This is a genomic window from Streptomyces sp. ME19-01-6 (assembly GCF_033793745.1).
Taxonomy (GTDB): Bacteria; Actinomycetota; Actinomycetes; order Streptomycetales; family Streptomycetaceae; genus Streptomyces.
Genome location: NZ_JARAXF010000015.1, coordinates 203620 through 226077, shown reverse-complemented (window position 1 = coordinate 226077; position 22458 = coordinate 203620). Strand labels below are relative to the sequence as shown.

The 22458-nt window shown below is 73.8% G+C and carries 13 protein-coding genes, 1 tRNA gene and 1 pseudogene; 10 read left to right on the top strand and 5 right to left on the bottom strand.

What is annotated here, in order from left to right:
- Positions 1-7: 7 nt before the first annotated feature.
- On the bottom strand, positions 8-8344 hold the full coding sequence (locus PV419_RS29730; RefSeq protein WP_319694201.1) for a polyketide synthase: 8337 nt from the start codon (positions 8342-8344) through the stop codon (positions 8-10).
- A gap of 735 nt (positions 8345-9079) precedes the next feature.
- Between PV419_RS29730 and PV419_RS29725 the strand changes: the two are divergent.
- The 6 genes and pseudogenes from PV419_RS29725 to PV419_RS29700 form a co-directional block, all read left to right on the top strand.
- Positions 9080-9292 (top strand): annotated as a pseudogene (locus tag PV419_RS29725) (AfsR/SARP family transcriptional regulator); the annotation flags it as partial.
- Positions 9293-9402: 110 nt separating this feature from the next.
- Positions 9403-9849 (top strand): AfsR/SARP family transcriptional regulator, encoded by a 447-nt coding sequence (locus PV419_RS29720; protein ID WP_319694200.1) that lies wholly within the window; start codon positions 9403-9405, stop codon positions 9847-9849.
- A 113-nt stretch (positions 9850-9962) separates the two neighbouring features.
- Positions 9963-10655: an AfsR/SARP family transcriptional regulator gene (locus tag PV419_RS29715; RefSeq protein WP_319694198.1), complete on the top strand. Its 693-nt coding sequence runs from the start codon at positions 9963-9965 to the stop codon at positions 10653-10655.
- 668 nt (positions 10656-11323) lie between these two features.
- Positions 11324-12241 carry a transposase gene (locus PV419_RS29710; protein ID WP_319694196.1) on the top strand — a complete coding sequence of 306 codons (918 nt, stop codon included), beginning with the start codon at positions 11324-11326 and terminating at the stop codon, positions 12239-12241.
- Complete coding sequence (locus PV419_RS29705; RefSeq protein ID WP_319694194.1) at positions 12178-12963, top strand: transposase; 786 nt, start codon at positions 12178-12180, stop codon at positions 12961-12963. The genes PV419_RS29710 and PV419_RS29705 overlap by 64 nt, the downstream gene beginning before the upstream one ends.
- 34 nt (positions 12964-12997) lie before the next feature.
- Positions 12998-13471 (top strand): hypothetical protein, encoded by a 474-nt coding sequence (locus tag PV419_RS29700; protein ID WP_319694192.1) that lies wholly within the window; start codon positions 12998-13000, stop codon positions 13469-13471.
- On the opposite strand, the gene PV419_RS29695 is transcribed toward PV419_RS29700, so the two are convergent.
- A tRNA-Leu gene (locus PV419_RS29695) sits at positions 13453-13537 on the bottom strand. The two genes, PV419_RS29700 and PV419_RS29695, sit on opposite strands and share 19 nt — an antisense overlap.
- Before the next feature lie 266 nt (positions 13538-13803).
- On the opposite strand from PV419_RS29695, the gene PV419_RS29690 reads away from it, so the two are divergent.
- The gene (locus tag PV419_RS29690) at positions 13804-15141 is read left to right on the top strand and encodes a M20/M25/M40 family metallo-hydrolase (RefSeq protein WP_319694191.1); all 1338 of its coding nucleotides are present in this window, start codon (positions 13804-13806) and stop codon (positions 15139-15141) included.
- Positions 15142-15443: 302 nt separating this feature from the next.
- Positions 15444-16307, top strand: coding sequence for a chaplin family protein (locus PV419_RS29685; protein ID WP_319694189.1), 864 nt, complete (start codon positions 15444-15446; stop codon positions 16305-16307).
- Positions 16308-16408: 101 nt separating this feature from the next.
- Here the strand turns inward: PV419_RS29685 and PV419_RS29680 are convergent, their stop codons facing one another.
- Complete coding sequence (locus PV419_RS29680) at positions 16409-16597, bottom strand: DUF5703 family protein (protein ID WP_018537156.1); 189 nt, start codon at positions 16595-16597, stop codon at positions 16409-16411.
- A gap of 47 nt (positions 16598-16644) precedes the next feature.
- On the opposite strand from PV419_RS29680, the gene PV419_RS29675 reads away from it, so the two are divergent.
- On the top strand, positions 16645-17358 hold the full coding sequence (locus PV419_RS29675) for a hypothetical protein (RefSeq protein WP_319694188.1): 714 nt from the start codon (positions 16645-16647) through the stop codon (positions 17356-17358).
- 219 nt (positions 17359-17577) lie between these two features.
- On the opposite strand, the gene PV419_RS29670 is transcribed toward PV419_RS29675, so the two are convergent.
- A complete protein-coding gene (locus PV419_RS29670; RefSeq protein WP_319694186.1) occupies positions 17578-20055 on the bottom strand; it encodes a helix-hairpin-helix domain-containing protein in 2478 nt (825 codons plus the stop codon).
- Entirely contained in the window at positions 20052-21035 is a 984-nt protein-coding gene (locus tag PV419_RS29665) for an aldo/keto reductase (protein WP_319694184.1), read from the bottom strand. Before PV419_RS29665 ends, PV419_RS29670 begins: the two co-directional genes overlap by 4 nt.
- 127 nt (positions 21036-21162) lie before the next feature.
- Here PV419_RS29665 and PV419_RS29660 point away from each other — a divergent pair, with 127 nt between their 5' ends.
- Complete coding sequence (locus PV419_RS29660; RefSeq protein ID WP_319694182.1) at positions 21163-22212, top strand: LLM class F420-dependent oxidoreductase; 1050 nt, start codon at positions 21163-21165, stop codon at positions 22210-22212.
- The last annotated feature ends 246 nt before the right edge of the window (positions 22213-22458 follow it).

Here is a 22458-nt window from a genome sequence, read left to right as displayed (position 1 = left end):
TCGTTCGTCACCGGCCTTCAGCGGATGGGGTGCGGGCGTCGGCGAGGACGCCCAGCTCGTTGTCGATGAAGTCGAGAAGCTCGTCGGCCGAGGCGGACGCCAGCTTCCCGGCGGCGTCGGCCCGCGAGCCGTTGCCGTCGGGAGCGCTGTCGGTGGCCCCGGCGGGCTCGGCGGGCTCGGCGGGCGCCAGCTGGTCCTCGATGCGGCGCGCCAGCGACTCGGGCGTGGGGTGGCGGAAGACGACGGCGGCCGGCAGCCGCAGCCCGCTGGCCGCCACCAGCCGGTCGCGCAGCTCGACGGCGGTCACCGAGTCGAAGCCGAGCTCCTTGAAGGAGGCGTCGGAACGCACCGCACCCGGGCCGTCCTGGCGCAGCACGGTCGCGGCGTGGCCCCGTACGAAGTCGAGGACGGCGTGGTGGCGTTCGGCGGGCGCGAGGCCGGTCAGGCGGCTGGCCCAGCCGTCGGCGGCCGGGGGCGGCGCGGCGGCGACCGGACGCCGGGACGGCGACCGGCCGCCCGGCGCGAGCGCTCGCAGCGCGGCCGGCAGTTCGTGGGCGGGGCGGGACGCCAGGACGCGGGCGTCGATGCCGGCCGCCACCAGGGCGGGGTGGTCGGCGCGGCAGGCGGCCAGCAGCAGCGCGAGGCCGTGGTCGGCGTCGAGGAGCCCGGCCCAGCGCGCGCCACCGGCCTGACCGGCGGCGGCCCAGGGGCCGTACGCCACCGACACGCCCGGCAGCCCGGCCCGGCGCCGCGCGGCGACGACGGCGTCGGCGACCGCCGCTGCCGCCGCCCGCCCCGGGCTCACCGGCCCGTCCCAGGCCGTGCCGCCGTCCGTCAGCACCACGAACCGGTCGAGCGGCAAGCCGGCGGTCGCCTCGTGCAGCGCCCACAGCGCCGCGCCGTCCGCCGCGTCGGCGGTCAGCCCGGCGACGTGGACGACGCCGGTCAGCGGGTGGCCCGGATCGACGTCCGCCACCACGCGCGCCAGCGCACCGGCGTCGCGCGGATCGACGCCCACGGCGCGCACGTGCGCGCCCCAGCGTTCCGATCCCTCTGCGGCTTCACCGCCGAACCGCACCAGCAGCAGCCGCCGTACGCCCGCCGCGCGCGCCAGGTGCTCGGCGACGGCCTCGGCGAGCGGCCCGCCCCCGTCGGTGACAAGGACGGTGCCACCGGGCCCGAACGCCCCACCGCCCGCGGCGGGTACGTGGCGCGTCAGGCGTGGCGCGAGCACCCGCCCGCCGCGCAGCGCGACGCGCGGCTCGCCGGGCGCCGCCGCCACGGCCTCGGCCGCGGACTTCTTCCCGTCGGTGTCGATCAGCGTGAGGCGGCGACTGGGCTGCCCGGTCTGCCCGGCCTGGCCCGCCTGAACGCCGCTCACGTGGCCCCAGACCGCTGCGGCGGCCGGGTCCGGCGGCTCGTCCTCGTCGCCCGCCGCCACCGCGTTCCGGGTGAGCACGGCCAGGCGGGTGCCGGCCAGGCGCGGCTCGGCGAGCCAGGCCTCCAGCACGTCCGCCACGGCGCTGCCGTCCGCCGGCGGGCGCCACAGCACCATGCCGGGCGCGGGCGTTCCCTCGTCCAGCGCGGCCAGCAGCGCCGGGAGGCCGTTCCCGCCGAGTTCGGCCACGGTCCCGGCGGCGTCGTCCGGCGGCTCCTCGGCGCCGGGCGCCACGGGCGCCCAGCCGACGGCGTACAGCCCGCTCGCCGCCGCCCGGCTCGCCTCCCGCACCTGCCGCGCGGCGCGCGGGCGCAGCACCACCGACGCAACGCTCAGCACCGGCGCCCCGGCCGCGTCCCAGACGTCGACCCGCAGCTCCCGGTCGTCCGTCGTCGCCACCGGCGCCAGGCGTACGCGCGCCGCGCGGGCGCCGGTCGCCCACAGTCGTACGCCGCTCCACGCGAACGGCCGCCACAGCCGGTCGTCCGCCGCCCCGGTCAGCAGCGCGGGCTGCAACGCGGCGTCCAGCAGCACCGGATGAACGCCGAAGCCGTCCGCCCCGTCCCCGGCCTCCGCAGGCAGCACGACCTCCGCGAGCAGGTCGTCGCCGTCCCGCCACAGCGCCCGTACGCCGCGCAGCGCGGGCGCGTAGCCGTAGCCGTGCGCCTCCGCCCGCTCGTAGAGACCGGCCATCTCCACCGGCTCCGCGCCCGGTGGCGGCCAGGCCGGGGCCGCCGCTGCCGCCTCGCCATCCGCCGGGACCAGCGTGCCGGCCGCGTGACGCGTCCACTCCCCGTCCGCGTCCGCCGGGCGCGAGGAGACCGTCACCGCGCGGCGGCCCGAGGCGTCCGGCGGCGCGACCGCGACCTGCGCCAGCACGTCCCCGTCGCCGTCGAGCTCCAGCGGCGCACGGAGCAGCAGCTCCTCCAGCGCCCCGCCCGCCTCGTCGGCCGCTCGCAGCGCCCACTCCACGAGGACGGCGCCGGGCACCAGGCCCACGCCCGCCACCGTGTGGCCGCCGAGCCAGTGCCCGTCGTCACCGCCCGGCAGGCGGCCGTTCAGCACCACGCCGCCGTCGGCCAGTTCGACCGCCGCCGTCAGCAGGGGGTGTCCGGCCGGGCGCGTTCCGGCCCCGGCTCCGGCGGCGTGCCGCTCGCGGCGGCCTTCGTCCGGCGCCAGCCAGTAACGCCGCCGCTGGAAGGGGTAGGCCGGCAGCTCGACCGTGCGCGGCAGCGTCCGGGCCGGGTCGAACCAGCGGCGGAAGTCGACCGCGAGCCCGGCCGCGAAGCCGTCGCCCAGCGCGCGCGCCAGCCGCTCCCGGCCGCCGTCGTCGCGGCGGAGGGTCGCGACGGTGACCGCCTCCGCCTCCGCCGCCTCGAAGCACTCCCGCAGCGCGGGGATCAGCACCGGGTGCGGGCTGACCTCGATGAAGACGCGGTACCCGTCGGCCAGCAGGGCGTCGATCGCGGGCGCGAAACGCACCGGCTGCCGCAGGTTGGTGAACCAGTAGGCGGCGTCGAGGCCCGCCGTGTCCTGGCGGGCGGCGGTGACGGCCGAGTAGAACGCCGTGCCCGTGGCGCGGGGCGCGACCTCGGCGAGGTCGGCGTGGAGGGTGTCGGCGAGCCGGTCGACCTGCGGGCCGTGCGAGGCGTAGTCCACGTCGATGGTCCTCGCCCGCCGGCCCGTTGCCTCGCAGGCCGCCACGACGGCCGCCACCTGGCCGACCGGCCCCGACACGACGGTGGAGTGCGGCCCGTTGTACGTCGCCACCGTCACCTGCGCGGCGTCCGCGCCCAGTTCGGCCAGCAGCCCGGTGGTCTCCTCGCCGCTGAGCGCGAGCGACGCCATGGTGCCGTGGCCCGCCAGCGCGCGCAGGGCCTGGCTGCGCAACGCCACGATCCGCGCGCCGTCGCGCAGCGACAGGCCGCCGGCTACGCAGGCGGCGGCGATCTCGCCCTGGGAGTGGCCGACGACGGCCGCCGGGCGTACGCCGTGGGCCTCCCACACAGCCGCGAGCGACACCATCACCGCCCACAGGCACGGCTGGACGACGTCGACCCGGCCGATGTCGGCGGCGCCGGGCGCGCCGCGCAGCACGTCGGTCAGCGACCAGTCGGTGAACGCGCCCAGTGCCTCCTCGCATGCGGCGATGCGGGCGGCGAAGACGGGGGAGGTGTCGAGGAGTTCGACGCCCATGCCGCGCCACTGCGAGCCCTGTCCCGGGAAGACCATGACCGGGCCCGGCGCGGCGGCCGCCGATGCCGCCGTGGTGCCGGGCGCCTGGCCGTCGGCGACCTCGCGGAGCGCGGCCAGCAGGTGTTCGTGGTCCGCGCCGGTGACGACGGCGCGGTGGCGGTCCGCCGACCGCGTGGTGGCCAGCGACCACGCGACCTCCGCCGGGGAGGGGGGCGGGCTGGCGGCGGCGAGCCAGTCGGCCAGCCGCCCGGCCTGGGCGCGCAACGCCTCGGGGCCGCGCGCGGACAGCGGGAGCGGTACGACGCCCGTCGGTACGCCGGGCTGTTCGGGCTCGGGTTCTGGCTGGCCCGGGGGCTCTTCGAGGATGAGGTGGGCGTTGGTGCCGGAGATGCCGAAGGAGGAGACGGCGGCGCGGCGGGGACGCGCGCCGGTCTCCGGCCAGTCGGCGGGTTCCGTCAGTAGCCGGACGTTGCCGCTGTCCCAGTCGACGTGGGGGGAGGGCTCGTTCACGTGCAGGGTGGGCGGCAGTACGCCGTGCCGCAGCGCCATGATCATCTTGATGGCGCCCGCGACCCCGGCGGCGGCCTGGGTGTGGCCGATGTTGGACTTGATCGAGCCCAGCCGCAGGGGGCGTTCGGCCGGGCGGTCCTGGCCGTAGGTGGCCAGCAGCGCCTGCGCCTCGATCGGGTCGCCCAGCGTGGTGCCGGTGCCGTGGGCCTCGACGGCGTCGATGTCGGCGGGTGTGAGGCGGGCGTTGGCGAGGGCGGCGTGGATGACGCGTTGCTGGGAGGGGCCGTTGGGGGCGGTGAGGCCGTTGCTGGCGCCGTCCTGGTTGATGGCGGAGCCGCGCAGCACCGCGAGCACGCGGTGGCCGTTGCGGCGGGCGTCGGAGAGACGTTCCAGCAGGACCAGGCCCGCGCCCTCGGCCCACCCGGTGCCGTCGGCGGCGGCGGCGAACGGCTTGCACCGTCCGTCCGGGGCGAGCCCGCGCTGCCGCGAGAAGGAGGTGAACATGCCGGGCGTCGCCATCACCGTGACGCCGCCCGCGAGCGCCAGGTCGCACTCGCCGCCGCGCAGCGCCTGCGCCGCCAGGTGCATCGCCACCAGCGAGGAGGAACAGGCGGTGTCGACCGTGACGGCCGGCCCTTCCAGGCCCAGGGCGTACGCCACCCGGCCGGACGCCACGCTCGGCGTGCCGCCGGTCAGCAGGTGCACGTCGATCTCGTCGGTGGCCTCGTGCAGCCTGGGCCCGTAGTCGGCGGCGGTCGTGCCGACGAAGACGCCGGTGGGGCTGCCCCCGAGCGACGCCGGGGGGATGCCGGCGCGCTCCAGCAGCTCCCAGGAGAGTTCGAGCAGGATGCGCTGCTGCGGGTCCATGGCCAGTGCCTCGCGCGGGCTGATCCCGAAGAAGTCGGCGTCGAAGTCGGCCGCGTCGTAGAGGAAGCCGCCCCGGCCGGTGGCGCTGCCGCCGCCGAAGAGCTCGGCCAGGTCCCAGCCCCGGTCGGTGGGGAAGTCGCCCACGGCGTCCACGCCGTCGTCGACGAGTCGCCACAGCGCCTCGGGGGAGTCGACGCCGCCGGGGTAGCGGCAGCTGGCGGCGACGACGGCGATCGGCTCGTCGGCGGTGATCGTGGCGGCGGAACGGGGGTGGTGCCCGGCTGGCTGCCGCCCGTCGCGCACCGCGCCCAGCCAGGTGGCGACGGCGGTGGGCGTGGGGTGGTCGAAGGTCAGGGTGGCGGGCAGCGGAACGCCGGTGGCGGCGCTGAGGCGTTCGCTCAGTTCGGTCGCCGCCAGCGAGTCGAACCCGAGCTGCTTGAACGTCAGCCCCGGATCGACCCGCTCGGCTCCCGCGTGCCCCATCACGAGCGCGACCTGCGCCCGTACCAGCCCCACCAGGTCCGCCACGGGCGGTGCGGCGTCCGCGCGGTCCGCGTCGCGGAGGACGTCTGCGGGCCCGGGGGCCGCATCCGTCTGGTCCGCGTTCGCGTTCGCGCTCGCCGCCTGGTCCGGCCAGTGGCGTTCGCGCTGGAAGGCGTACGTGGGCAGGCGCACCCGGCGTGGCTCGTACCCCGCGAAGGGGGCGGACCAGTCGATGGGCAGGCCGCGGGTGTGGGCCTCGGCCATCGCCGAGGCGAAGGTGAACGCCTCGGGCCGGTCGCGGCGTTGCACCGCGAAGGCCGCCGGGCGCGGGGCGTCGCCCGCCCACGCCGCGATGGTCTCGCGGGCCATGCCCGTCAGCGAGGCGTCCGGGCCCAGCTCCACGAACGTGCCGACGCCCGCCTCGCACAGCCGCCGCACGCCCTCGGCGAACCGCACCGCCCGCCGTGCGTGGTCGGCCCAGTAGGCGGGGGAGCACAGCTGCTCCGCTTCGGCCAGCTCGCCCGTCACGTTGGAGACGACGGGCAGGGTGGGCGCGGCGAAGGTCAGACCGGCCGTGACCTCGCGCAGCTCGCCCAGGATGCCGTCCAGATGCGGCGAGTGGAACGCGTGGCTGACCCGCAGCACCGTGGCCTTGCGGCCGCGCGCCCGCCACGCCGCCGTCGCCTCCGCGACGGCATCGCGGTCGCCGGAGATCACTACGGAGGTGGGGGAGTTGACCGCTGCCAGGCCGATCCGCTCCGCCTCCGGGGCGCACGCCGCCTCGGCCTCGGCCGCGGTCGCCTGCCAGGCGGCCATCGCGCCGGGCGCGGTGACCGACTGCATCAGGCGCCCCCGGGCCGCCACCAGCGCGCACGCGTCGGGCAGCGACAGCACGCCGGCGACGTGCGCGGCGGTGATCTCGCCCACGGAGTGGCCCATCAGGTAGCCGGGCCTGAGACCCCAGGACGTCACCAGCCGGTACAGCGCGACCTCGACCGCGAAGAGCGCGGGCTGGGTGTACGCCGTCTGGTCCAGCGCCGGCGCCGCGTCCCGCGAGGCGGCGCCGGCGAACACGACGTCCAGCAGCGGCGTGTCCAGCCAGCGGTCCATGTGGCCGCGTACCTCGCGCAGCGCGTCGGCGAAGACGGGGTACGCCGCGTACAGTTCGCGGCCCATGCCGGGGCGCTGGCTGCCCTGGCCGTTGAAGAGGAACGCGACCGCGCCGTGTTCTCCGGCCCGGGCCCGGCCCTGGACGACGCCGGGGGTCTCGGTCCCGGCGGCCAGGGCGTCGAGGCGTTCGCGCAACTCGCCCGCCTCGCCGCCGAGGACGACGGCCCGGTGGGGGAACGCCGTCCTGGTGGTGGCGAGGGCGTGGCCGACGTCGGTGGGGTCGAGGTCCTGGTGGTCCCGCAGGTGGTCGCGGAGCGCGGCGGCCTGGGCGGCCAGCGCGGCCGGGCTCGCCGCCGACAGCGGCCACGGCGTCACCGGCGGTGTACCCGCGGCCCGCGTCACCGGCACCGGGGCCGGCACCGGGGTCGCGGCCGGGGCGGGCGCCGGCGCCTCGGCCAGCACCACGTGGCAGTTGGTGCCGCCCATGCCGAAGGAGCTGACTCCGGCGACCAGCCGGCGGTCCTCCAGGGGCCACGGCTCGTACGCCGTCTGCACGCGCAGGCCCAGCTCCCCCAGCGGGATGGCCGGGTTGGGGGTGGCGAAGTTCAGGCTCGGCGGCAGCGCGCGGTGGTGGATGCTGAGCGCCGCCTTCAGCAGGCCCGCGATCCCGGCGGCGGCCTCCAGGTGCCCGATGTTGGTCTTGACGGAGCCGACGCGCAGCGGGTCGCCGTCCGCGCGGCTCCCGCCGAGCGCCGCGCCGAGGGCGGCGGCCTCGACCGGGTCGCCGACCGGCGTGCCGGCGCCGTGGAGTTCGACGTACCGTACCTCGGCGGGGTCCACCCCGGCCTGCTCCCAGGCGCGCCGCAGCACCTCGGTCTGGGCGTCGGGGCTCGGCCGCGTCAGGCCGTCGGTGGCGCCGTCGTTGTTGACCGCGCCGCCCTCGATGACGCAGTAGACCGGGTCGCCGTCGCGCAGGGCGGCCGGCAGCGGCTTCAGCAGCACCATGCCGCCGCCTTCGCCGCGCACGAAGCCGTTGGCGCGGGCGTCGAAGGTGTGGCACCGGCCGTCCGGCGACAGCCCCTGGAACTGGGCCTCGGCCAGCCGCATGCTGTCCTCGGCCAGGATCAGGTTCACGCCGCCCGCCAGCGCCAGCTCGGCCTCGCCCCGGCGCAGGCTCTCGCACGCCAGGTGCACGGCGACCAGCCCGGAGGACTGGGCGGCGTCGACGGTGAGGCTGGGGCCGCGCAGGCCCAGGCGGTGCGAGACGCGGTTGGCGATGATGCCGCGGTTCAGGCCCGCCATCGTGTGGCGGGTGATGCCGAGCCGCCCGCCGCGGCGCAGCACGGCGGCGTAGTCGTCCCAGATGGCACCGGTGACGACGGCGGTGCGGCTGCCGGCGAGGGCGCTGGGGAGCAGCCCCGCGTCCTCCATGGCCTCCCAGGCCAGTTCGAGCATCAGCCGCTGCTGCGGGTCCATCGCGACGGCCTCGCGCGGCGGGATGCCGAAGAAGTCCGCGTCGAAGGTGTCGACGCGGTCCAGGAGCCCGGCGCGGTACGGCGTTGCGCCGGGCGGCGTGGGCCAGCGCGCCGCCGGCACCGGCCCGATGGCGCTTCCGCCGCCGCGCAGCAGACGCCACAGCGCGCCCGGATCCGGCGCGCCGGGCAGCCGGCATGCCAGGCCCACGATCGCGACGGGCCACCTCGCAGCCCCTGGCTCGCGGGTCAGGCTGTTCCCGGGCATGACACCCCCGTCTGAATCGCAAGACAGCTGGTTATGGGCTCAGGACATGCCCCCGTACGGCGTTCATTCTCGGAATCCGACCTAAAGTTGATCTAACCGAAAACGTCACACACCGGGGCAGCGCATTTTGTGCGGGGACGTCGGCTCATATTGACTCCCCGTCAGACGGCGCCGTCGGAGCAGAGGGCGTTAAGAACGCGTTAAGAAGCGGCCTCGCAACCTAGTGACACCGGCGATGAATCAGCCTATGTCGGATTTTGTTGTCGGTTCATTGACCCTCACACAGCCGCGCGATGCGCGGTTAGGATGCGTCGATGTCGCCCTCTCCGGGAGCGTTGCCTCCGGCTGTTCTCGTCTCGGGTCAACCAAGAGTCGCGGTGCCCGTGGCGGTGTGGTATCCGGGGTCAGTGCGACGGCCCAGGGCGACCCAGGCAGCCGATCGCTCCCTATGGAAGACCAGTCTCATCTGACGAAAGCCAACTGGGACCGTCCGGCATTCATATGAAGGGCGCAAAGATGACTCTCTCGTCGTCTAGGGGGTCCTCGGCGTGGGTAGGACATCGCCGCTGATGCCCGACGTGCGACCGAATAGGCGTCAGGTTGTGTTACGCATGTGACCGATGTGCTGAAGCAAGTTCAAAAATCGGGGTGAATGTCTCGAATGCTGACCGTATTCGATGATGAAGTATCCACCTGCTGCGAGAATGCGCTGGGCACAGTGGGAGGTCGCGCATCATGAGGTACGAAATCCTGTGCCCATTATGGATCGTTGACCGATCGTCAATTTCTACGCTCAATGCGCGGAAGATCGAAGTGCTGCTGGCCGCATTGCTCGTGCGTGCAGACGAGGTGGTCAGCAGTGAAGAACTCATGAAGGGAATCTGGGGAACGCGCGCGCCACGTCAGGCCATCGCGGCGCTGCACGTCTATGTATCCCAGCTGCGGAAGTTCCTGCGCCAGAACGGCCGGCGGGACAGTCCGATCAAGACGGCTCGCAGCGGCTACGTCCTGCGGCTGGAGACCGACGAGCTGGATTTTTCCGCGACTTCCTCGACCTCGTGCGCGAGGGGCGCCAGGCACAGCGTGCCGGCAGCACCGAGGAGGCGTGCGAGGCGTACGAGGAGGGTCTCGGCCTCTGGCGCGGACCGGTGCTGGAGGACCTGCGGGACGGCCCGATCGTCAACGGCTTCGTCTGCTGGGCCGAGCAGTCCCGCCTCGAGTGCGTCGAGTGGTACGTGGACGCCGGTCTCGAACTCGGCCGCCACCGCGAGCTCGTCAGCTACCTCTACGCGCAGCTGGAGGAGCTTCCGCTGCACGAGGCGTTCTACCGGCAGCTCATGCTCGCGCTCTACCGTTCGGGGTGCAGGGCCGACGCCCTCAGCGTCTACCAGTCGGCCAGGATCGTGCTCAGCGACGAGCTGGGACAGGAGCCGTCCGCCGCCCTGCGGGGGCTCCACCACGCCGTCCTCGTCGACGCCCCGGAGCTGGAGCTCGCCACGGTCTAGCCGCTGGCCGCAGCACGGCGATCTCGCGTCACGCAATGCCAAGAATCGAGCACAGGGGGTACTTCATGCGGTACGAGATTTTGGGACCTGTTCGTGTGGTCGATGAGAAGGGCGTGTCCCACCTCAGAGCACAGAAGCTCGCCACCGTCCTGGCGGTCATGCTGATACGCGCTGACCAGGTCGTCACGGCGGAGCAGCTCACGAGGGAGATCTGGGGTGAGCTGCCGCCACAGCGCAGCGCCGCGGGCATCTACGTCTGCGTGTCACGGCTGCGCAAGTTCCTGGCACGGCCCGGCCGGCCGGACCCCGTCATCACCCGGCCCGGCGGATACATGCTCCGCAGGGGGGCGAGCGACTGCGACGTCGACGTCTTCCGGCGGCTGGTCACCGACGGCCGGCGGCATCTCAGGCGCGGCGAGCACGCCGCCGCCGCCGCGTGCTCCGAGGAGGCGCTCGGGCTGTGGCGCGGCCCGGCGTTCGACAACGTGGGGCCCGGCCCCATCATGGAGGGCTTCAACAAACTCCTCGCCGAACTCCACATCGAATGCATGGAGATGTCGGTGGAGGCGCAGCTCGCCCTCGGCCGCCACCGGGAAATCGTCGGCAAGCTGCATTCCCTCGTCGCCGAGTTCCCGCTCAGGGAGACGTTCTACGGGCAGCTGATGCTCGCCCTCCACCGATCCAACCGGCGGTCGGACGCCCTCCGCATCTACGAGTCCGCCCGCCGCGTTCTCGACAGGGAGCTCGGCCTCGAACCCGGGCGGAAGCTGAGGGAACTCCGGCACGCGGTTTTCGCTTCCACCTGACGGACGGGAAGCCCACACCCGGCGGTTGCAAACTCGCCCGCGCGCAGGAGCGCGCGGGCGAGGAGGCGTATGTCTGAGCGCTCTCGAGGCAGAGTGCGCAAGCCGGGGCTGACCGCTCAGCAGCGGAGTTACCGCGCGAGGGCGGCGGCTCATGCGTCTTGGGCGAACACCAGCGACCGAGCCGCTCGCACTGCGCCGGGAACGGCGGCCTTTCTTGAACGATTCGAACGCCAGGTAGACCCTGAAAGTGTCCTTCCGCTCGAGACCCGTCGTCAGATGGCTATGCACGCCCGAATGGCTTACATGCTGCGGCTCGCGAAGCGGTCCGCTGAAGCTCGTCGCCGAAGGCGAAGTGAGTAAGTGTCTCGGAGATGGCGACGACCGGATCATCTGTGGTGGTCCGGTGGGTGTGACTGTCGGGCAGGTCGTCCCAGTGGCTCTCGTCGACGACCCGGGCGCCGCAGCCGACCGCCCGCGGGTGGACAGCCAGCGGGGGGTTGCTGTCCGGGCGTGGGATGGTGGCCTGCAGTGAAGTTTCCCCGTGATCGACCCTGCTGGCCAATTCACATGACCGGCTTCGGTGATCTTTGTCTTCGTGCGACGGTGGCAGGCACATGCTGCGCGGGGAATCTGAGGGGTGGTCCTCGATGTCCTTGTGGCCTCGGTCGATGCGTGAGATTCCTGAGCAGACCCGTCTGGTCGCTCGTACCGCGTTCCCGCGTGGGGCGCTGGCGATGCGGGTGCGGGACTCGCTGGGCGCGGTGTTCTCGGATGTGGAGTTCGCTGGTCTGTTCGCCCGGCGTGGGCACCCGGCGCTGTCGCCGGCGTTCCTAGCGATGGTGTCGGTGCTGCAGTACGCCGAGGGGCTGACGGACCGGCAGGCGGCGGACGCGGTACGCGGGCGGCTGGACTGGAAGTACTGCCTGGCTCTGGAGTTGAACGACTCCGGGTTCGATGCCTCCGTGCTCAGCGAGTTCCGCAGCCGCCTCGTGACCGGCGAGCACAGTGATCGCCTGCTGGCCCGGGTCCTTCAGGTGCTGTCCGAGCACGATCGGTTGGGGCCCGGCGGCCGGCAGCGCACCGACGCCACCCATGTGGTCGCCGACATCCGGCTGTTGAACCGGCTGGAACTTGTGGCCGAGACGATGCGCGCCGCGCTGGAGGCTCTGGCCGCCGCGGCTCCGGGCTGGCTGGCCGCCCATACCGCCCTGGACTGGTGGGACCGCTATGCCCGGCGAGCCAGTGACTACCGGCTGCCGCAGGCCCTGCCCGCCCGCGACGAACTGTTCCGCACCGTAGGACAGGACGGCTTCCGCCTGCTTGAGTCCGCCTACGGCGGCTGTGCCCCGGACTGGCTGCGGGAGATCCCTGCGGTGCAGGTCCTGCGCCGGGTGTGGGTTCAGCAGTACTACCGCGATCACGTCGGCCGCCCCGGAGCACGGGAGGCCAAGGACCTGCCCCCGGGATTGTTGCGATCGGCAGCCCGTACGACGCCGAGGCCCGCTACAGCATCAAGCGGGGCATGGCCTGGCGCGGGTACAAGGCTCATTTCACCGAAACGTGCCCGGATGACCGGCCCCACCTGATCGTCCACGTGGACACCACTGAGGCCAGCCGCGCTGATGTCGAGACCACCCTCGCCCGGCACACCGCTCTGGAGACCGCCGGCTTCAAGCCGGACCAGGAACTCGTCGACGCCGCCTACATCAGCATCGACCACATCCTCACCGCGAAGCAGCAAGGCATCGAGCTGACCGGACCACTCCCGCCGGACTCGGGCTGGCAGGCCCGCGATCCGGACGCCTTCGACCGCACCCACTTCACCATCGACTGGGACAACCAGCACGTCACCTGCCCCAACGGCAAGCAGAGCCGCTACTGGCGAGAGGCGAGCAGCCGCGACGGACTCCCCATCGTCCAGGTCACCTTCCGGCTCCCGGACTGCACCCCCTGCCCGGACCGCGCCCGCTGCACCCGCTCCGCACACAATGCCCGCGCCATGACCTTCCGGCCCCGCGAACAGTTCGAGGCGCAACAGCGCATCCGTGCAGATCAGGCCACCGACGGCTGGAAGGAGCAATACGCCCTGCGGGCCGGGGTGGAGGGCACCATGGCCCAGGCATCGAGCCGCTGTAACGTCCACCGAGCCCGCTACCGCGGACTCGCACGCACCCATCTCCAGCACGTCCTCACCGCCACCGCCCTCAACCTCGTCCGCACCGACGCCTGGCTCGCCGGAATTCCCCTCGCCGGTGCATGGACCTCACGTCTCACCCGACTCCACGCCACCCTGGCCGCCACCATGTGAATTGGCCATCTGGGTCTCACAAGGGGAAGCTTCAGTGTTCCTCCCGCACCGGCTGGACGACACCATCGACCTCATGGCCACGGCGGCGGCCCCCGGACAAGAGACCGCTGCCGTCGCTGCCGCCCGCAAGGTGATCGCCGACTGCGACAGCAAGCTCGCCACCCACCGCGCGGCCCTGGAATCAGGCGCCGACCCTGCCGTCGTCACCCAGTGGATCACCGAAACCCAGGCCCGGCGGGCCAGAGCAGAAGCCGAGCTCCGCGCGTCCTCGAAGACAGCGGGGGCCCGGATGTCACGCGACGAGATCGCCCGGCTCGTCCGCTCGATCAAAGATCTGGCCGCTGTGGTACGGCAGGCCGAGCCCCAGGACAAGGCCGAGATCTACCGGCAGCTCGGGGTGCGACTCACGTACGACTCCGGAAAACACAAAGTGCTGGCCGAGATGAGACTCGACCAGCACTCCCGCGAAGCCCGTGAGCTATCAGTACGTGTCCGAGGGGGGACTTGAACCCCCACGCCCGATAAAGGGCACTAGCACCTCAAGCTAGCGCGTCTGCCATTCCGCCACCCGGACCAGGTGTCTGCCGTCCGGCCTGTGGCCGTTCCGACGGGAAAACCATAGCAAACATCCGGACGTGCTCGATCACGCGTGCCCGTGCCCCGGGGCGGCCCCGCGGCGGCCCCGCGGTGGTCCGGCGCGCTGGAAGTGTGGACGGGGTGTGACGGCGGTATTTCCGCCTTGGGCTGGGCGGGCGGGCGGGGGAGTATGGCGGTGGACCCCTGCCGCGGGCCCGGCCCGCGCGTGGGTGCTCCGTGGCAGCAGAACCTTGAGGAGGCAGTGTGAGCGAGTCGATTTCGGCCGCGAGGACGACCGGCACGGTCAGTGGTGAGGACGAGGTCGTCGAGCTGTGCCGCGACCTGATCCGGATCGACACCAGTAACTACGGCGACCACTCCGGCCCGGGCGAGCGCGCGGCCGCCGAGTACGTCGCGGAGAAGCTCGCCGAGGTGGGGCTCGAGCCACAGATCTTCGAGTCGCACCAGGGCCGGGCGTCGACGGTCGCGCGGATCGCGGGGGAGGACCCCTCGCGTCCCGCGCTGCTCATCCACGGCCACACCGACGTCGTCCCGGCCAACGCCCTCGACTGGACCCACCACCCCTTCTCCGGCGAGATCGCCGACGGCTGCGTCTGGGGCCGCGGCGCGGTGGACATGAAGGACATGGACGCGATGACGCTCGCGGTCGTACGCGACCGGCTGCGCAGCGGTCGCAAGCCCCCGCGCGACATCGTGTTGGCCTTCCTCGCCGACGAGGAGGCGGGCGGGCTGTACGGTGCGCGGCACCTCGTCGACAACCACCCGGACCTCTTCGAGGGGGTGTCCGAGGCGATCGGCGAGGTCGGCGGCTTCTCCTTCACGGTCAACGAGAATCTGCGGCTCTACCTCGTCGAGACCGCCCAGAAGGGCATGCACTGGATGCGGCTGACCGTGGACGGCACCGCAGGCCACGGCTCGATGACCAACAACGACAACGCGATCACCGAGCTGTGCGAGGCGGTCGGGCGGCTCGGGCGGCACAAGTTCCCGGTCCGGGTCACCAAGACCGTACGGTCCTTCCTCGACGAGCTGTCCGACGCGCTCGGCACCCCGCTCGACCCGGAGAACATGGACGAGACGCTCGCCAAGCTCGGTGGCATCGCCAAGCTCATCGGGGCGACCCTGCAGAACACCGTCGCGCCGACCATGCTCGGCGCCGGTTACAAGGTCAATGTCATCCCGGGCCAGGCCACCGCGCATGCGGACGGCCGCTTCCTGCCGGGGTACGAGGAGGAGTTCCTGGCCGACCTCGACCGGGTCCTCGGCCCGCGGGTGAAGCGCGAGGACGTGCACGCGGACAAGGCGCTGGAGACCACCTTCGACGGCGCGCTCGTCGACGCCATGCAATTGGCGCTCAAGGCCGAGGACCCGATCGCCCGGGCCGTGCCGTACTGCCTCTCGGGGGGCACCGACGCCAAGTCCTTCGACGACCTGGGCATCCGCTGCTTCGGCTTCGCACCGCTGCAGCTGCCGCCGGAGCTGGACTTCGCCGGGATGTTCCACGGCGTCGACGAGCGGGTGCCGGTGGAGGGGCTGAAGTTCGGGGTCAGGGTACTCGACCGGTTCATCGACGCGTGCTGAGCGCGCTCATGGACGCGCGCTGACTTCCCCCGTCCGCGCTAATCGGTCACACATACCGACTGAATCAAAAAGGGTGAATGGTGTCGTAGATTCATAGCTCGATTGCTCCGTCCTCGTTACATGGTGTGCGGCCCCCAACGGGGCCGTTGCATCGATCACGTGACGTGGAGTCACAGTCCAAAGGGGTGTGATCCCGGGTGTCCCCGGAGGCCGGTGAGGTGCTCCGGGGGGCCGGGGATGGGGGGCGGGCGCTTCTGCTCGCGCGCATACCGCAGGACGGAAGGCAGGGGAGCGAAACAGTTATGCGACAAGTTGCGAAAAAGGGCCTGATCACCATCGCGGCGGCAGGCGGCGTACTGGCCGTGACCGGCGGCTACGCCTACGCGGGCGCGGGGGCCAGTGGGGGTGCCGCCCACTCGCCGGGGATCGCGTCCGGCAACGTGGTCCAGGTGCCCGTCGAGGTCCCGGTGAACGTGTGCGGCAACACCGTGCAAGCCCTCGGGGTGTTCAACGGCAGCGGGGGAAGTGGCTGCGGCAATGTGGTCCACCAGGGTGGGTCCGGAGGCTCCCAGCACAGCGGTTCCAGCGCGGAGGGCCGTACGGAGAACTCGCCGGGCACGGTGTCCGGCAACAACGTGCAGGCTCCGGTCCATGTGCCGGTGAACGTCTGCGGGAACGGCGTCGGGGTCGGCACGGTCGGGAACACCGACATGGGCGGCGAGTGCGGCGGTGTCGTGGATGCCGTTCCGAACGACCCGAACGACCCGGGTGACCCCGGCGACCCGGGTGACCCGGGTGACCCCGGCCAGCCGGGCGACCCCGGTGACCCGGGAGAGCCGGGCGACCCCGGTGACCCCGGAAAGCCGGATGAGCCGGGCAAGCCGCACCACCCCGGGGACAGCAAGCCGGGAGGCCACACGCCTGCCCCCTCCTCGCCGGGCAACGGCGGTGGCCACGGGGCGGGCCAAGGCGGGCAGCAGGGAGCCCAGCAGATCGGCGCGCACGGCGGCGGCGCCTCCTCGCACCTCGGGGGCTCCCAGCTGACGGGCAAGGAGCAGCTCGCGCACACCGGCGCCGGGCCGGTCGAGCTGGCCATCCCGGCAGCCGCGGGCATGCTGCTCGCGGGCACCGTGCTCTACCGCAGGGCGCGGGCCGGACAGCACTGAAGGCAGCGCTGAAGCAGCGCTGAGAGCGGTAGGCCGCGCCACGGCGCGGCGTCGAGCGGGCCCCGCACACCGGCGGGGCCCGCTCGGCTTTCAGCGGCGGCTCACCACGTGGCGCGGAGCTGGCGGATGATCCGGCGGCGCAGCCGCACCCTGCGGCTGCCGTCGGGATTGAGTCGCAGGCGGTCGAGCTCCCAGTGTCCGTACTCGGCATGGTCGGTCAGCAAGCGCGTGGCGGCCTTGCGAGAGACCCCGCGAGGCACATACACATCACAGAATTCGTATTCCGGCATCGCATCTATTGTGCGGGACCAGGCCTGCTACGGATAGCGTCTGCACTATGTCTGATGCTGCGCAGCCATCCGCTGCCGAGGTACGCGCCGCCGCCGAAGCGGTGAAAGCCGCACTGGATCGTCACCTCGACGCTGTCGAACGCCGGTCCGGGGAGGACGACCAGGACGTCTACGCCGCGTTCAACGAACTGGCCGCGGCAGCCGAGGTGTACGACGAGCTGCTCTATGACGCCTACGACGAGGTGACGCCCTTCGAGATCCCCGGCGACGACACCCTGCCCGCCTATGCCGGGCCCGAGGAACCGAGCGCCCTGAGCGTGCTGATCCGCAGGGACTACGCCGTCGTCGAACCGCAGCGCCTGCTGTCGCAGGCCAGACGCGTCGCCGAGGTGGATCAGGGCGCCGACTCCGACAACGGCGGGCCGGGCGGCGCGGCGGCCGTCGGCGACAGCGTCCAGACCGCCATCGGGGTGCTCTTCGGCGAATACGAACCGGACGAGATCGCCTCCCGGCACAAGGAGTTCGGGCTGGAGGAAGGCGACTCGACGCTGTGGGTGGCGGCCGGGGACGAGCTCGCCGAGCCGGGGGAGTGGCTGGCCGCCCCCTTCGACCAGCCGGATCCGCACCAGGTCGTCTGTCGCTTCGACGTCAGCTCGGTCTTCGACGAGGAGCTGGACGACGAGGAGGACGAGGAGGACGAGGCCGACGATGTGGAAGAAGCGGACGAGGACGACCTGGAGGTACTGGGCCCCGGCAACTGAGACCCGTCCGGGTTCCACCGACCGTCCCTGAGCGCCGGACGGGCCGCCGGGCCCGCCAGGCGCTCAGCGTCTGCCGGAGACCGCCGGCGGCCGGGGCTCCTGCCGGGCGCCGGCCCCGGCCCGGGCGCACCGCCCGGCAGAGCCAGGAATCCACCCCTGCGGCGCGGGGCGCCCGTGCCACTGCCGCCCCGCGCCGGTGGTCCGGCGCGGGGCGCCGGTCTACCCGGCGGACGGGAGCTGCGCCTGCAGCAGGGACCGCAGCCGGGTGGTCCGCTCCTTCGCCGGAATCTCCGCCACCGCTCGCGCCAGCGCCGCTTCCGCGCCGTGCACCACGGACAGATGGCGCTCGCCGCGGCCGAAGGCGGTGTACACCCAGGCCCGGGTCAACCCCGCGGCCGCGTCCCCGGGCAGCACCACGACCGCCGCCGGCCAGCGAGCACCGACGGCCTGGTGGGCCGTGAGCGCCCAGCCGTGCCGGACCGTGTCGGCGACCTGCTCGCGCGGCACCACAACGGCCGCGCCCGCGCAGTCCAGGTGCAGGCCCTCGGCGTCCGCGGAGACCACCGTGCCCGGCAGCGCACGGCCCGGCGCCGGGACGTACGCGACCCGGTCGCCCGGGTCGAAGCCGCCGAAGCGGCCGGGCCCGGGGTTCAGCCGCTCCTTCAGGGCGGCGTTGAGCGCGCGCGTCCCCGCGGCGCCGCCGTGGCCCGGGGTGATCACCTGAGTGTGCTCCGGCGGTACGCCGAGCGCGCGCGGGACCGAGTCCGCGACCAGCTGGACCGTGCGGTGCACGGCCTCGCCCGCGTCGCGCACCGGGACGATCACGACCTCCTTGCCTGGGGCCTCGACCTGGTTCAGCTCCCCGATCCCGATGCCCGAGATCAGCTCGCCGATCGGCCCGGAGTCCGGCGTCCGGGAGACGACCTGGGGGCAGCGGCGGGCGGCCAGCAGATCCGCGAAGACCTTGCCGGGGCCCGCCGACCACAGCGCACCGAGGTCGCCGCTGAGCACCAGCCGCGCACCGTCCGGCAGGGACTCCACGAGCATCGCCGCGGCCTCCACGTCCAGCTGCGGGGCGTCCAGCACGGCGATCAGATCGAGCGCGAGCGCACCGTCCTCGTCGCGGCCCGGCCCCTCGTGGCCCGAGAGCAGCCCGGCGACGGTGACCGCCGCGTCGAAGCCGCCGCCGACGGTGTCACCGGTGCGGTCCGCGTCGCCGAGGCCGTCGGCACCTTCGCCGGGCGAGGCGGCGTCGATCAGCTCGGCCAGCCGCCGCCTGCCGTCCTCGGTGTGCGCCGCCGCGTACGCCCGCAGCCCCAGGGACCTGGCCGCGGCGACGAGCGCCGCCGGTTCGGCCCGGGCCGTCTCGCCGCCGCTGTGCGCGACCAGACCGTGGCCCGCGGCCGTGCGGATGAGCTCCGCGGCGGACGGGGTCGGCGCGGCGGCTGCCGCGGCCTCCCAGTCGGCCGTGCCCGGACCGGCCGCGCTCGCCTCGCCGTGGCCGGGGACGTCTCCGGAGCCGCCGTCGGAACCGTCGCCCGCACCGCCGTCGCCGCCGGTGTCGGCGGCCGCCGGATCGCCGGAGCGGTCGGCGAAGGTGCCGGCGAGCCGGGCCAGGCCGTCGGCCAGGCTCTCCTCCGCCAGTGCGAAGCGGTCAAGCCCCAGGAGGACCCGTACCGGCTGCTCGTCGTCGGTGCCGTCCTCGTCTCCGGCCGCCGGGCGGGCGGCGGGCCCCGGGGTGTCGGCGGCGTCCTGGAAGACGAGCACCAGGCCGTCCGCGATCGCGGACCGCAGCGCCGTGTCCGGATCGGGCACGGACAGCTTGGCCAGCCCGGCGCGCAGCGCGGAGGACTCCAGCGCGGTGTGTCCTTCGAGGGCGGCGCGCTCGAGCAGCCAGACCGTGAGCGCCTGTGACCGGCGCTCGTCGCCCGGTCCGCAGCCGGGCCCGAGCAGGGCACGGGCGAAGCCGTCCGCCTGGTCATGGCGCACGCCGGGGACGGCCAGCAGCTGCCAGGGGTCCTCGCGCAGCACCTCGGCGGCCGCCTCGCCCAACGTGACCACGACCGCACCGGCCAGGCTCTCGGGGGCCCCGCCCTCGGCGAGCACCCGGCGGACCTCGGCGGCCCCGGGCACGTCCCCCGCGGGGCCGGGCGCGGGGCCGGCCACGGCCCGGACGGGCTGTCCGGCGCCCGGCGCGGTGGAGGCCCTCGCCGGGGCGGGTCCGCCGGGGCCGGCCGCCCGGGGCTGCTCGTGCCCGGGCCCGCCCGTCCGCTCCCGAGCGCCACCCGGGCGAGCCCCGCCGCCCCCTGCGCCCCGCGCCGCGTCACGGCCCTGGCGGGCCGGGGGCGAGTCGGTGAAGAACGAGGCCGCGGACCGCTCACCGCTCTCCACGGCCCGCACCGCCGCGGCCAGCGCCTCCGCGGCGGCGGACCGCTTACCGCCCGCGTCGGGCCCCGGTGTGCCGCTCGCCGCAGGCCGACCGGTCGGGTCCGCCGCGCTCACGGGCACCGCGCTGTCGGCGCCGGCCGGGTCCACGCCGGGGCCGCCCTCGGCGCCCGGCGGGGTGGCGGCATCCGTGGAGGTGTCCGTGCCCGTGGCAGTGTCCGCGTCCGCGTCCGTCCGCGCCGCGGGGGTGCCGGTGGTGGGCTCCTCGTCGGGCGCGGAGGCGGCCTCGCCGGCGGGGCGGTCGGTACTCACAGCGTGCTCCAGTCCTGATCGGGATAGCGGTGCACGGGCGCCGACACATCGTCGAGCGCCTGGCAGATTTCCTCCGGAAGACTAAGCGCCTCCACCGACAGCGCCGCCCTGAGCTGCTGCGCGTTCCGCGCGCCGACGATCGGCGCGGTGACGCCGGGGCGGTCGCGGACCCAGGCCAGCGCCACGTGCAGCGGGGTGGTCGCCAGGCCGTCGGCCGCGGTGGAGACGGCCTCGACGATCCGGCTCGCCTCCTCGTCGAGGTACGGGGCGACGAAGGCCGCCATGTGCTCGGAGGCGCCGCGTGAGTCGGCCGGGGTCGTGTGGCGGTACTTGCCGGTCAGCACCCCGCGGCCCAGCGGGGAGGAGGGCAGTATGCCCAGGCCCAGGTCCAGGGCCGCGGGCAGCACCTCCCGCTCGATTCCGCGCTGCAGCAGCGAATACTCCATCTGCGTGCTGGCGAGCCGGGTGTGCGCGCCGGGCGAGGCGAGCTGCCAGGTGGCCGCCTTGGCGAGCTGCCAGCCCGAGAAGTTGGACACCCCCACATACCGCGCCCGCCCGCTGCTGACCGCGATGTCCAGCGCCTGGAGCGTCTCCTCGATCGGCGTGACCGGGTCGAAGGCGTGCACCTGCCACAGGTCGACGTAGTCGGTGCCGAGCCGCGCGAGCGAGCCGTCGAGCGCGGCCAGCAGATGGCCCCGCGAGCCGTCGAAGCGGCGGTCGGGATCGGGGACGCTGCCCGCCTTGGTGGCGATCTGCAGATCGCGGCGCGGCACGAGGCCCTCCATCAGCTGGCCCAGGAGGTACTCGGCGCCGCCGTCCGCGTACACATCGGCGGTGTCCACGAGCGTCCCGCCCGCTTCCCAGAACGCCTTGAGCTGATCCGCGGCGTCGTGTTCTTCGGTGTCCCGCCCCCAGGTGAGCGTGCCGAGCCCGAGCCGGGATACGCGCAGGCCCGTGCGGCCGAGGTGCCTTAGCTCCATGAACGTTGAGATTACTGGCCGGAGATCGAACCGTGTCGGCCTGTGGATAACCCGGTCCTGACGTACCGGGACGCAGCGCGCTAGAGTCCCGGCAACAAGGACGTTACTGATCGGTAAGGGGTGCGGCATGAGGCTTGGAATCAACCTCGGCTACTGGGGCGCCGGGATGGATGCGGACAACCTCGCGGTCGCCCGGGAGGCCGACCGCCTCGGCTACGCGGTCTGCTGGGCCGCCGAGGCGTACGGCTCCGACGCCGCCACGGTGCTCACCTGGGTGGCCGCGCAGACCGAGCGCATCGACGTCGGGTCCGCCATCTTCCAGATCCCGGCCCGTACGCCCGCGATGACGGCGATGACCGCCGCGACCCTCGACTCGCTCTCCGGAGGCCGCTTCCGGCTCGGGCTCGGCGTCTCGGGGCCGCAGGTCTCCGAGGGCTGGTACGGCGTGCGGTTCGACAAGCCGCTGGCCCGCACCCGCGAGTATGTGGAGATCATCCGCAAGGCCATGTCGCGCGAGCGCCTGACGCACGAGGGCGAGAACTGGACCCTGCCGCTGCCCGGCGGCCCCGGCAAGCCCATCAAGCTCACCGTGCACCCGGTGCGCGAGCACATTCCGCTGTACATCGCCGCCATCGGCCCCAAGAACCTCGAGCAGACCGGTGAGATCGCCGACGGCGCGCTGGTCGTCTTCTTCTCGCCCGAGCACGCCGAGGCGACGACCCTGGGCGCGCTCCGCGCGGGCCGCGAGAAGGTGGGCAAGGACATGGACGGCTTCGACCTGGTGCCCACCGTCCCGATGGCGGTCGGCGAGGACATCGGCGCCCTCGCCGATGTCTTCCGCCCCTACACCGCGCTGTACGTGGGCGGCATGGGCAGCGCGAAGCAGAACTTCTACAACAAGCTGGCGCGCCGCATGGGGTACGAGAAGGAGGCTGCCGAGATCCAGGAGAAGTACCTGGCCGGCGACAAGAACGGCGCGGCCGCGGCCATCCCGCGCGAGCTCATCGACTCCACCACGCTGCTCGGCCCCGTCGAGCGCATCGCGGACCGTATGCAGGCGTACGCCGAGGCCGGCGTCACCACCCTGTCGCTTGCCCCGTCGGGCTTCACCCTCGAAGAGCGGATCGCGGGGCTCCGTACGGGCATCGAGGCGCTGGAGCGAGCGGGGCTGGCCTAGGCGGAAGCCCGGGAAACCCCGGGGACCCGGGAGGCCCGGGAAGCTCTACGGCCGTGGTGGGGGCTCGGGGTGTCTTCCCCGCCACGGCCGTCACCCAGCACAACGCCTCGGGGCCCCCGTGGTTACGGGACCGCGCGACGCCCGCGCGGTCCCTCGTCCGGCGGAGCCGGACGCCCCACCTGTTGCCGCCTCCGACGCACGGCATTTGACTTTTGCTGCGCGGAGGTCGTGTGACGCCGTGCCCGG